The sequence below is a fragment of the Desertibacillus haloalkaliphilus genome (genome assembly GCF_019039105.1).
GTDB lineage: Bacteria > Bacillota > Bacilli > Bacillales > KJ1-10-99 > Desertibacillus > Desertibacillus haloalkaliphilus.
The window spans coordinates 1-352 of sequence record NZ_JAHPIV010000469.1 but is presented as its reverse complement, the minus strand read 5'-3'; the positions used below and the strand labels follow the sequence as shown (position 1 = coordinate 352).

1 protein-coding gene is annotated in these 352 nt (G+C 39.8%); it reads left to right on the top strand.

All coding sequences use genetic code 11. The features are described from left to right. A partial coding sequence (locus tag KH400_RS22850; RefSeq protein WP_217228556.1) for an MFS transporter occupies nucleotides 1–352 on the top strand: 352 nt, incomplete at both ends.

Sequence of the window (352 nt, the reverse complement as noted above, 5' to 3'; positions counted from 1 at the left end):
AACTTAATCTGTAGTATTCTACCAAGGGCCATTCTTGCCCCATTTGCTGGAGCGATTACCGATAGATACTCGAAAAAAACAATTGTTATTTGCGCTCAAATTGCCACCACTCTCACAATTGTTGGTCTTCTCATTGTAACGCTAACTTCTGGACTTTCTTTGCTTTCCATCTATGTTACGACCGTTATTTTGTCATTGGCCTCTACGTTTTCAGGAATAGCCTTTACTTCTTCTATTACTGGATTAATCGATAAGGAACGAATTCAAAAAGCCATGTCTTTAAATCAAATGTCGATCTCATTTGCAGCAGTTGGGAGCCCCGCAATTGGGGGAATATTATACGGAACGGTAT